Genomic DNA, 11,872 nt, shown 5'->3' with positions numbered 1-11,872 from the left:
CGGGACTGGCGCGTTCAAGTATGCTTAGGCGGTGGTTTCTAACAGCGCATTGCCGCTGACAGCAGCCGCGTAGACCGCTGCCGCACGGCGCGCAAAGCGCTCCGCCGAAAAGGCTTTTTGGATGTGGTCCGAAGCGGCGGCCCGCATGGAGGCGCGAAGTTCTTCATTCGTAAGAAATTCCCGGAGGTGGGCAAGAAATTCCTCGCTGTTTTCAAACTGCCAGCCGTTGACGCCCTCTTCAATCACGCCGTCCAGACACGCGTCCTTCCGGCACAGGGCGGGAAGCCCGGAGGCCAGTGCTTCGATGTAGGTAAGGCCCTGCGTCTCACTGGTGGAGGCGCTGACAAACAAATCTCCCAGACGATAGTAATCGGCTACCCGGTCGGGCTTCACCATTCCGGTAAAAATCACGCGGTCTTCAAGATTCAACTCCTGGACCGCGGCCTCCAGCGCCTGGCGGTAGGGGCCGTCACCCACCACGAGGAGGGTAACATCCTTCCGCTCCAGACCCGCAAGACTTGCAAACAGTTCCTCCACGTTCTTTTCCTTGGCAAGGCGGCCCACATAGGTCAGCACGAAATTGTCTTTGGGAATGCCCAACTCCTCTTTCATGCAGGAAAGATGCTCTTTGTCGACGGGGCTGGAAAACCGGCGAAGATCAATACCGGAGGGAATCACATATACCGGCTTGCGGACGCCGTAGTTCTTCAAAAGGCTGCGCACTTTCTCCGTGGGAACGATGACGCAAGCGGTCTGCGTGACTACGTGCCGGGAGAAAAAGGCAACCATGCGACGACCCCAGGCGCGGCTGGGAGAGAAGTAGTGTGTATAGTCCTCGTAAACTGTGTGATAGGTATGAATAATGGGCGCACCGGTGCGGTCACTGATTTTCCGGGCCAGCAGGAACGTGGAAAATTCACATTGCGTGTGAATTACGTCGGGCCGCCAGCGAATCAGAGACTGGACCTGCCGGGTGGCAAGGGCCGTGCGCAGCCGCGCACCGGGATAGATGACCCCGGCACTCATAGCACCCACATAGGTCACGCCGTCCCGCACCAGCGTGTGCCGGGACTCGGATAAGGTCAGCACACGAACCTCGTGGCCCTGGGCCACCAGCTCGCGCTGAAGATTCAATACCGAGGTCACCACCCCGTTGACGGTGGGGGCATACCAATCGGAGGTAATCAGGACTTTCATAAGGGAAACCATCCTTTCCAACGCGGAAAAGCGTATTTGGCACGCGGGCCTGCTCGAAATGGCCCGTGGGACAATTCGTAGAACATGAAATGAAAAAGGCGCGTTCGCTAGTGTAAATACGTTTGGCGCAGTGGCGCCGAAAAAACTGGCGGCTGCTGTATGATCCGTACTAGTACAGTTAGTATAGGACAAGCGACTACAAATGTCAAGGGCAAATCAAGAAATTGTATCATATATTTAATACAGAAGTACAATAGCACAATTCTGGAAAAAGTCAAGTGTCAATTTTCCGAAAGTGGGCAAGACAGTCTGACCGCACCGCGTGCGCCAAAAATCCGACTGGGGATTGCCTTTTTTTCGACAAAAAGCTATAATGCAGAAAAGCAAGCGCATTTAGTATCGACAAATTTGCAGAAATTTTGCATTTTGGTCGAAAAACTTATAAAAAGAAGAAGCCTATCGCAGCGGCGTGGGATAGAGACGGAGAACGTTTATGGGAATACACAGCGCATTGGAGGACCGGTTTGCCCATCTGGTCCTGTTTGACACGGAGACAACGGGCATCGACCCTGCGGAAGAGCAGATTATTGAAATCGGGGCCGTCAGCTTGACGAACGGAGTGGAGGATGGCAGTTTCAACGCACTGGTGCGCCTTTCCGAGGGAAAGACACTGCCGCCCTTTATTACATCTCTGACCGGGATTACGGCGGAGCAGCTTGAACGGGACGGCGTGGAGAAGGCGGATGCAGCGGAGGAATTCAGCAGACTTCTCACCCGCGAAAATACACTGCTGGTGGCCTACAATGCCCAATTTGATCTGAATTTTATTTACTACTTCCTTCACGAGCAGGGGCGCGCATCCTGCCTCAGAAGTCTAAAATTTCTGGACGCACTCACAGTTTATAAGGACCGGCGGGATTATCCCCACAAGCTGAAGGACGCCATCGCCGCCTATGGGCTGGGGGACGCGGTGAAAAACAGCCACCGGGCTGTGGACGACGCCCGGGCAGCGGCCGCCCTGCTGTGGGCTATGGCCGAAGAGCGGGACGACCTTCTGGAATATGAAAACCTTTTCGGCTATCATCCCAAGTACGGGGTGTCGGGCAAGCGGATTTCTTCTGTTACTTACCTGCCCCAGAGCTTCCAACGGGGCGAGCCTCTCTATGAGCGGGCGCGCCGGAGATAAGAAAACATACGGAGAAGGGCGGGAGGCTATGCCTTCTGCCCTTTGCGCTATTTCAGCAGCTTTTTCCGCGCCCGATAATCCGGGAGGTAGCGTTCCACCAGCGCGTAAAACTGCGGACCGTGATTCTTGTGGCGGATGTGGGCTAGTTCGTGCACCACAACTGCGTCAATGGCCTCATCCGGCGAGCGCATCAAATAGCAGGAAAAGCACAGGCTGTTTTTCGCGCTGCAGCTTCCATACCGCTTCTGGGCTGATGTAATTTTGATTCCGGTAGGGGAAAGCCCCATGGCGGTGGCATACCGCGCAACCTTTCCCGGTAGGAGATTGCGGGCCAACGCCTTCAGCGCCGCAAGCTCTTCCTCTGTGGGGGGTGGGCCTGCCTCGGCGGCCCTTTGACGCACTTTGTCCGTGTTGCGCGCAATCCAGCCCTGATTCCGGGCAATAAAAGCCCGAACGGTTTCTTCAGAGCACCGCAGAGGTGCACGCACCAGCAGGTTGCAGTCCTTTGTAATTTCCAGCGCCAGCGTCCGCCGGCGGGAGCGAATCAGTGTATAAGCTTCCATACCGCTAAGATACCACAGCGGCGAAAAAAGCGCAAGAGCAGACCACAAACGGCCTGAAAAGGGGAAATGTCCCCCGATCTGCAAACGTATTTCAAGAAGGCTGCTCAAAAAACTGGCGAAATCCATATTGTCAGAACCACGGGAAGCGGGTATACTAAATATAGTATAGAACCTTATAAAGAAACCGGGCGGAGCGCTCCACCCGGGAAAGGATGGCACATATGACCGCGTATGCCGACAGAAATAAGCAGGAGCTTTTGATGGAGCAGGAGCTGGTCTGCGAGAGGTTTGAAAAGCTCCGGGACCGGAAGCTGAAACTGAATATGGCCCGTGGCAAACCGGGGAAGGCCCAATTGGATCTGGTCAGCGGGGACCTTCTGAACATTTTCAAGGGGCCGGAGGACTATGTGTCCGACGGAATCGACTGCCGGAACTATGGAGAGACGAAAGGTTTGCCTGCCGCCCGGCGCCTGTTTGCAGAGATCCTGGGCTGTCAGGCAGAGCAGGTGTTTGCGGGAGGCAACTCCAGTCTCCAGTTAATGTATGACATCGTTTCTAAAGCCTATACCCACGGACTTTTACACAGCCCGCGCCCTTGGTGCCGGGAGGAGACGGTGAAATGGCTTTGCCCCGTCCCCGGATATGACCGGCATTTTAAAATCACGGAGTCCTTTGGCTTTGAACTGGTAAGCATCCCCATGACAGAGGACGGCCCGGATATGAACGCGGTGGAAGCCGCCGTGGAGGATCCGCTGGTGAAGGGCATGTGGAATGTGCCCAAATACTCCAATCCCGACGGCATCGTTTATTCTGAGGAAACCGTGCGGCGCATGGCCGCTTTGAAGCCCGCCGCCCCGGATTTCCTGCTGATGTGGGACAATGCCTACTGCGTCCACGAACTGGAAGGGGAGTTTGCACCATTTTTGGATATCCTGTCATTGTGCGCAGAGGTCGGAAACCCGGACATGGTGTTTGAGTTTGCGTCTACCTCTAAAATTACGCTGCCCGGCGCGGGTGTGGCCTGCTTTGCTTGCTCGGAAACAAATATGGAGTATCTGGTGAAGCTGATCGACGTGCAGGCCATCAGCTTTGACAAAGTGAATCAGCAGCGCCACGTGCTGTACTTAAAGAATAAGGAAAACACACTGGCGCTGATGCGCCGCCATGCGGGCGTTCTCGGCCCCAAGTTCCACTGCGTCACCGACGCGCTGGAGCGGGAGATTGGCCCCCTTGGCATCGCCTCGTGGCGCAGCCCCAAGGGAGGGTATTTCGTCTCTTTGAGCGCCATGCCCGGAACGGCGCGGCGGACGCTGGACCTATGTAAAGCAGCCGGGGTTGCCATGACCGGGGCGGGTGCCGCGTTCCCCTACGGAAAGGACCCGGAGGACAGCAATATCCGCATTGCCCCGTCCCTGCCCCCGCTGGAGGAATTGGAAGCTGCCATGGAGGTGCTGTGCACCTCACTGAAACTAGCCGCATTGGAGAAAATTTTGAAATGAACTACTACGGAAGCGTATACCGCCCCCCCTCCGAGGCCCGGAGCCTCATCGTTCAGGTGACCTACGGGTGCAGCCACAACACCTGCGCCTTTTGCAGCATGTACAAGGAAAAGCGCTTTGCAGTCCGCCCGCTGGAGGAAGTCTTGTCGGACTTTCGGGAGGCTCGCAGACTTTACCCCCATGTGGAGAAAATCTTTCTGGCCGACGGAGACGCGCTGGTCCGCAAGGCTGGGGAGCTGGAAACGATTCTGGACACCATACGGACGCTTTTTCCCGAGTGCATCCGCGTGACCAGCTATGCCTCGCCGGACAGCATCAACATCCGCTCCGATGAAGAGCTGAAGATTTTGCGGGAAAAGGGCTTGACCATGGTTTACATGGGCCTTGAGTCCGGATGTGACGCGGTGTTGGAGTTGATGCGCAAGGGCCACGATTCGGCGTTTATTGTGGAAATGGGCCGCAAGGTCCGCAGAAACGGCATTGCTCTGTCCGTCACCGCCATCACGGGCCTTGGCGGCCCGGCGCTTTTGGAGCAGCACGCGGCGGAAACCGCCGCCGCCTTCAATGCCATGAATCCGGAGTATATCGGGATGCTGACGCTGATGGTGGAGCCCGGCACGCCGCTGTATGACTGGGTGCAGGATGGCTCTTTCCGGCTGCTGACCCCGGCGGAGGACCTGCGGGAAACCCGTCTTTTGGTGGAGAGACTGGACAGCCCCGGCAGCGTGTTCCGCATGAACCACGCCAGCAATTATCTGGCTTTGCGAGGGACGCTCAACGGCGACAAGGCCGCTATGCTGGCGGCGATTGACCGTGCGGCGGCGGATATGTCCCTGCTTCGGCCGGAAGAATGGCGGGGCCTTTAAGGGCCGCGAGAATTTTTACAGGCGTTTCGGGAAATACTTCTTGACAGCCGCCGAAAAATCGGATATGATACGTCCAATCATGAGGGAGTAGCCGGCACAGAAATGTGCATCCGCTGGCGTCAGGTCGGGCAGAATTTCTGCCCCGCTTCGGATCGAAATGGCGAGACTTTTGAGCAAACGCTGCGGCGTTGGCGCAAAAGTCTCGTTTTTTTTGCGCAATGGATGCAGGAAAGGAAGAGAATGATGGCGGAAAAACGGAAAGTATGGCAAAAGGCAAGGGTGGAGCTGTTTCGGGACCTCAGCTGCGGCGAGCAGGGTCTGACGGAGGAGGAGGCCGGGCTGCGGCTGAAACAAAACGGGCCGAACGAGCTTTTAGCCGAGGCGCGGAAGTCCACGGCCCGGATTTTTTTGGAGCAGTTTGCAGATTTTCTGGTGATTGTGCTGATTGCAGCGGCGGCGGTATCCATCGCTTTGAAAGATGCGGAGAGTACGGTGGTCATTTTGGCGGTGATCACCATGAACGCGATTTTGGGAACGGTTCAAACCGTGAAGGCCGCATCGTCGCTGGAGAGCCTGAAAAAAATGTCCGCCCCCACAGCGAAGGTGCTGCGCGGCGGCGTGATCCGGGAGATTCCGGGGCGTGAGGTCGTTGTTGGCGATGTGGTGTGTCTGGATGCGGGAGACGCGGTGTGCGCCGACGGACGGCTGCTGGAATGCGCCGCTTTAAAGGCGGACGAAAGCGCCCTCACCGGCGAGAGCTTGCCTGTTGAAAAAGACACGGCGGAGATTGAAGGAGACGTTCCTCTGGGTGACCGGAAAAACATGGTTTACTCCGGCAGCTTCATCACCTATGGCCGTGGAAGGTTTCTTGTCACCGGAACGGCCATGGACACGGAGATGGGCCGCATTGCGGCGCTTTTGAAGGCGGCGGGGGAGAAAAAGACCCCCTTGCAGGAAAGTCTGGACCAGTTTGGAAAAAAGCTTTCGATAGGCATCTTGATTCTGTGCGCGCTTTTGTTTATGGTGAGCGTGTTTTTGCGGCACGAACCCATGATGAATGCATTTTTGTTCGCTGTGGCGCTAGCGGTGGCGGCCATTCCCGAGGCGTTGAGTTCCATCGTCACCATCGTCCTCTCCTTCGGCACCCGCACCATGGCCCGGGAGAATGCCATTATCCGGAAATTGCAGGCGGTGGAGGGCCTTGGAAGCGTGTCGGTCATCTGCTCCGACAAAACCGGTACCCTGACTCAAAATAAAATGACCGTTCAAAAGCTTTATACCGCCGGAAAAGTCATTTCCGTAGAGGACGCCGACTTTTCCGATGCCATGCAGGAGCCGTTGCTGCGGGCGGCGCTGCTGTGCAGCGACGCCACAGTGAACGAGGGCAGAGAGGTAGGCGACCCCACGGAAACGGCGCTGGTGCGCCTGGGGGAGCGGTTCCGCTTTGACGAAGAGGAGGTCCGGGAAAAGTATCCCCGGCTGACGGAGATTCCCTTTGACTCGGATCGCAAGCTGATGTCCACGGTTCACAGCCTGTCCGGCGGGCTGCTGATGATTACCAAGGGAGCTACCGACGTGCTGCTGGATCGCACCCTGCTTACGCCGGCACAGCGGACCGAGATTGAAGCCGTCAACGAACAGTTTTCCCGTGAAGGATTGCGGGTGCTGGCCTTTGCCTGCCGGCATCTGGACGCGCCAGCGGTAAATCTATCAGATGAAAACGAACTGGACTTTCTGGGGCTGATCGCCATGATGGACCCGCCACGGGAAGAATCCGCCGTGGCGGTGGCCGAGTGCATCTCGGCCGGAATCCGTCCGGTGATGATCACCGGAGACCACCGCATCACCGCCGCCGCCATCGCAAAAAAAATCGGCATCCTCACCGAGGGTACCGAGGCGGTGGACGGGGCTGCCATTGATGCCATGAGCGACGCGGAGCTGCGGGAGTTTGTACCCAAAATCAGCGTGTACGCCCGGGTGTCTCCGGAGCATAAAATCCGCATCGTCCGGGCCTGGCAGGAGCGGGGAAATCTGGTGGCCATGACTGGCGACGGCGTGAACGATGCACCGGCATTAAAGCAGGCCGATATTGGCGTGGCCATGGGTGTCACTGGTACGGAGGTGGCCAAGGACGCGGCGGGCATGATTTTGACGGACGACAACTTTGCCACCATTGTCCGGGCCGTGGAAAATGGACGGGGCGTGTATGCCAACATCAAGCGGGCCATTCAGTTCCTGCTTTCGGGCAACGCGGCGGGCATCCTGGCGGTGCTGTATGCATCCCTCGTGGGCCTGCCCGCGCCCTTCGCAGCAGTGCATCTGCTGTTTATCAATCTATTGACGGATAGCCTACCCGCCATCGCGCTGGGGCTGGAGCCCAGAAGTGAGGACGTGATGCTGCAAAAGCCTCGTCCCCGAAACGAGGGGATTTTAACCCGATCATTCCTTGCGGACGTGGGGTTGGAGGGTATGGTGATCGCCATTGCCACCTCCGTTGCGTTCCACATGGGCCTGAGTGCCGGGGGAACGCCTGTGGGGACCACCATGGCTTTTGCCACTCTTTGCCTCAGCCGATTGTTCCACGGGTTCAACTGCAAGTCCCAGCGGCCCGTGCTATTTTCCAAAAAACTCTTCAACAACCGGTATCTTCTGCTTGCGTTTTTGTTGGGTGCGGCGCTGCTGGCAAGCGTCTTGACCGTCCCAGTGCTGAAGCCGCTGTTTGACGTGGCGGTTTTGTCGGCGGCAAATCTGTGGGCGATTGTGGGGCTGGCTTTTGCCAGCATGCTGGTGATTCAGGCGCTGAAGGTTCTGCAAAGGAAATGAAGGCGCTTATGGCAAAAACCCGCAAACTGCCCCAAGCCTTTGAAAGTACCTTAGGCGTTTACAAAAAGGTCCCTCGCCGCATTGCGGCGGGGGACCTTTTATAGAAGAACATTAGATTCTGCGAACTGCCATTCAAAGCGCGGCGGCAAGCTTGCAGATGTCGGGTGCGCCGGCAACCGCTTCCATCTTGTCTCCCCGCCGCACCAGCAGAGTGGGGGCTTGCATGATACGGTATTTCCGGGCAAGGTCCAGATGCTCGCTCACGTCCAGCAGCGTGTAGGCAAGTCCCGCCTGTTCAAGGCCCTCTTTGGCGATTTTGCAGTTGGGACAGGTTTTCGTGGTGAACAGAAACAACTCGTTCACCGCGTCGCGCATGGCCCGAACCGTGGAGACTTGCTCTGGGTCGGACGGCTGGGCAGAAGGGGCGGCGGCAAAACCGGGCATGAGGCGGGCTGCTTGGGCGGAGGTGCTTGGCGCGTGGGGTTTAAAAGCGGTTCCCAACGCATAAAGCTTGCGGTCTTTATACTCCTGTGTCTTGCCATTGTTCCAGTTCTGCACGGGGCGGTAATAGCCAGTAATGCGGCTGTAAACCTCGGCGGGTTTTCCGCAGTGGGGGCAGGCAAAATGCTCTCCGGTGAGATACCCGTGCTGGGCGCAGACGGAATAGGTGGGGGAGAGGGTGTAATAGGGCAGCTTGAAGTTCTCCGCAATTTTTCGCACCAGCGCGGCGGCGGCTTTCCAGTCAGGCAGTTTTTCACCTAAAAACGCGTGGAACACGGTGCCGGAAGTATAAAGAGTCTGCAAGTCATCCTGCACCGTCAGCGCATCGAACAGGTCTGAGGTGTATCCCACGGGCAGGTGGGAGGAATTGGTGTAGTAGGGCACGTCGCCGGGCTTGGCGGCGGTGATAATGTCGCCAAACCGCTCTGTATCGTGCTTTGCCAGTCGGTAGGAGGTGGACTCGGCAGGGGTGGCTTCCAGATTGTAAAGGTCGCCGTACTGCTCCTGATAGTCGCTGAGCCGCTCCCGCATATGATTCAGCACGTCCTTGGAAAAGGACTGGGCCTCCAAGGTTGTCAAGTCTTTGCGCAGCCACGCGGCGTTCAGCGCCGCCTCATTCATGCCCACAAGGCCGATGGTGGAGAAGTGATTTCCAAAGCTTCCCAGATACCGCTGGGTGTAGGGATACAGCCCCGCGTCCAGTAGCTTGGTGATGACTGTGCGCTTGGTGTTCAGACTGCGGGCGGTCCATCAGCTTGTCCAGCCGCTGATAAAAGTCCGCTTCGTTCTTGGCAAGATATGCGATGCGGGGCAGGTTCACGGTCACAACGCCCACGGACCCGGTGGATTCACCGGAACCGAAATAGCCGCCGGACTTTTTCCGCAGCTCCCGCAAATCCAGCCGAAGGCGGCAGCACATGCTGCGCACGTCCGATGGTTCCATGTCGGAGTTGATGTAGTTGGAGAAATAGGGTGTGCCGTATTTTGCCGTCATCTCAAAGAGAAGCTGATTGTTCTCCGTGTCGCTCCAGTCAAAGTCCTTCGTGATGGAGTAGGTGGGGATGGGGTATTGAAAGCCCCGACCGTCCGCATCGCCCTCCACCATGATTTCGATGAACGCGCGGTTCACCATATCCATCTCTTTTTTGCAGTCTCCATAAGTAAAGTCCATCTCCCTGCCGCCCACGATGGCGGGCTGGCCCGCCAGGTCGGTGGGGACGGTCCAGTCCAGCGTGATGTTGGAAAACGGAGCCTGCGTCCCCCAGCGAGACGGGGTGTTCACCCCGTACACAAAAGACTGGATGCACTGCTTCACCTCTTTTTGGGAGAGGTTGTCCATCCGCACGAAGGGGGCCAGATACGTGTCAAAGGAAGAAAAGGCCTGTGCCCCGGCCCACTCGTTCTGCATAATGCCGAGGAAATTTACCATCTGGTTGCAAAGCGTGGACAGGTGGCTTGCGGGAGAGGAAGTGATCTTGCCGGGAATGCCGCCAAGACCCTCCTGAATCAACTGCTTCAGGCTCCACCCGGCGCAGTAGCCGGTGAGCATGGATAAATCGTGAATATGGAGGTCGCCGCTTTTGTGGGCTTGCGCCACCTCTGCGTCGTAAATCTCGCTGAGCCAGTAGTTGGCGGTGATGGCGCCGGAGTTGGACAGGATCAGCCCGCCCACAGAGTAAGTGACGGTGGAGTTTTCCTTCACCCGCCAGTCGTTGATGTGCAGATAGTTGTTCACCAAATCCTTGTAGTCCAGCACAGTGGAACCTAAATTCCGGATTTTTTCCCGCTGCTTGCGGTACAGGATGTAGGCCTTGGCCACGTCGCTGTATCCGGCCTTAATGAGGATGTTTTCCACGCTGTCCTGAATCTGCTCCACGGAGATGGAGCCGTCTTTGATGTTGTCCTGATAATCTGCCGTGACCTTCAGCGCTAAAAGATCAATAATGTCAGGGTTGTAGTCCTTTCCCACGGCGTCAAACGCCTTGGTGATGGCCACGCTGATTTTGGACAGGGCAAAGTCCACGACTTTGCCGTCTCGCTTCAAAACTCGATACATACCGCTCCCACACTCTCTTAAAGTATTTCCGCCTTGCGGCGGGGGACAAACTGCCCTTTCGCCGCCAGCGTACCAAAGATAGGTCCATATACCATCAGAACGGAAAGGTGCCAAAGCACCCTTCCGTTCTTATTCTATCGGCGTCGTGGGGGGATGTCAATTAGAAATACTTCTATATCTTGTGGATTATTTCATAATAATTGCCAATTATCAACCAGATTTAGTAAAACCCAAAAAAGGCAAAGCCGCGAACAAAGTCCCTATCTGTCGAAAAAAGAGACTTCCGGGAGAACCTTGCGTTGGCTCAGTCCACACCGCGAAGAGAAACTTCTCCGTAGAAGGAACGGACCGTTTCGGCAAAGGTGCGCATTTCATCGGGGGAAAAGCCATGCAGGCCGGAGCCGATCAGTTCTCCGGAATCAATAAAGTTCTGAAGAAAATAGCGCCGTGCGCCCGTTAGCCAGCGGGCAATGTCCAGCAAATCTGCCCGGGTGTGAAGTTCTCGTACCAGCGTGGTGCGGAACTCATAGTCCGTGGCGCCCTCCATCAAAAGTGCGGCACTCTCCGCCACCGGGGCGGCGTCAAAGCCCAAAACGCCCACAGTCGGCGGGTATTTGGGCAGGCTGTTTTTGATATCCATAGCCACGTAGTCAATGTTTCCAGTCTCCAGTATGGCCTGAAGGCGTTGGGGATCGCAGCCGTTGGTGTCCAGCTTCACGGCAAACCCCATGGCCTTTATTCGGGCGGCAAAGTCAGAAAGTCCTGCGTGAAGCAGCGGCTCTCCGCCGGAGAGCGCCACCCCGTCCAGCAGGCCCTTTCGGGAGGAGAGAAACTCCAGAACTTCTTCTTCCTCATGGTGCTCCCGCAATTCGGGGGGAGCGGTGACCAGCCGGGCGTTGTGGCAATAGGGGCAGCAGAGGTTGCACCCGCCGGTGAAGACCGTGGCTGCTACCTTACCGGGAAAGTCCACCAAAGACAGCGTTTGCAGTCCACAGAAAGTCATGGAATTTCCCCTTCTTTCGAATCGCGCACGTGTCTGTGGACGGAACCGGGCCGCAGGGAGAGGAGAAGCCCCAGAAAAAAGAGGGCGCAACCGCCAAGCAGCGCATTTTCCGAAAGGGTTCGATTGCCCGCCAATGAGGCAGCGCAGAGAATAACGCTGCCCCCGGCAAAAAAGGAAA

At 57.0% G+C, this 11,872-nt stretch carries 8 protein-coding genes and 1 pseudogene; 4 read left to right on the top strand and 5 right to left on the bottom strand.

Annotated features, from left to right (window positions below):
• Positions 1-24 precede the first annotated feature (24 nt).
• Positions 25-1,197, bottom strand: coding sequence for a glycosyltransferase family 4 protein (locus tag RT018_RS14435; RefSeq protein WP_312943023.1), 1,173 nt, complete (start codon positions 1,195-1,197; stop codon positions 25-27).
• A 493-nt stretch (positions 1,198-1,690) separates the two neighbouring features.
• Between RT018_RS14435 and RT018_RS14430 the strand changes: the two genes are divergently transcribed.
• Positions 1,691-2,383: a 3'-5' exonuclease gene (locus tag RT018_RS14430; protein ID WP_312943021.1), complete on the top strand. Its 693-nt coding sequence runs from the start codon at positions 1,691-1,693 to the stop codon at positions 2,381-2,383.
• A 47-nt stretch (positions 2,384-2,430) separates the two neighbouring features.
• Here RT018_RS14430 and RT018_RS14425 read toward each other — a convergent pair whose 3' ends face one another.
• Complete coding sequence (locus tag RT018_RS14425) at positions 2,431-2,946, bottom strand: M48 family metallopeptidase (protein ID WP_312943020.1); 516 nt, start codon at positions 2,944-2,946, stop codon at positions 2,431-2,433.
• 221 nt (positions 2,947-3,167) lie between these two features.
• Between RT018_RS14425 and RT018_RS14420 the strand changes: the two genes are divergently transcribed.
• The 3 genes from RT018_RS14420 (at position 3,168) to RT018_RS14410 (ending at position 8,134) form a co-directional block, all read left to right on the top strand.
• On the top strand, positions 3,168-4,445 hold the full coding sequence (locus RT018_RS14420; protein WP_312943018.1) for an aminotransferase class I/II-fold pyridoxal phosphate-dependent enzyme: 1,278 nt from the start codon (positions 3,168-3,170) through the stop codon (positions 4,443-4,445).
• Positions 4,442-5,311, top strand: coding sequence for a radical SAM protein (locus tag RT018_RS14415; protein WP_312943016.1), 870 nt, complete (start codon positions 4,442-4,444; stop codon positions 5,309-5,311). The genes RT018_RS14420 and RT018_RS14415 overlap by 4 nt, the downstream gene beginning before the upstream one ends.
• Positions 5,312-5,554: 243 nt before the next feature.
• A complete protein-coding gene (locus tag RT018_RS14410; protein ID WP_312943015.1) occupies positions 5,555-8,134 on the top strand; it encodes a cation-translocating P-type ATPase in 2,580 nt (859 codons plus the stop codon).
• A 132-nt stretch (positions 8,135-8,266) separates the two neighbouring features.
• Here RT018_RS14410 and RT018_RS14405 read toward each other — a convergent pair.
• The 3 genes and pseudogenes from RT018_RS14405 to RT018_RS14395 all read right to left on the bottom strand — a co-directional run.
• Positions 8,267-10,691: pseudogene (locus RT018_RS14405) on the bottom strand (ribonucleoside triphosphate reductase).
• Positions 10,692-10,995: 304 nt separating this feature from the next.
• Entirely contained in the window at positions 10,996-11,694 is a 699-nt protein-coding gene (locus RT018_RS14400) for an anaerobic ribonucleoside-triphosphate reductase activating protein (protein ID WP_312943014.1), read from the bottom strand.
• Positions 11,691-11,872, bottom strand: a 182-nt coding sequence (locus tag RT018_RS14395; protein WP_312943013.1) for a hypothetical protein, incomplete at its 5' end; no start/stop codon positions are given. The genes RT018_RS14400 and RT018_RS14395, both read right to left, overlap by 4 nt.

Origin of the sequence: Oscillibacter sp. (genome assembly GCF_032060045.1) — a bacterium.
Taxonomy (GTDB): domain Bacteria; phylum Bacillota; class Clostridia; order Oscillospirales; family Oscillospiraceae; genus Oscillibacter.
This window is presented reverse-complemented; position numbering and strand designations above follow the sequence as displayed.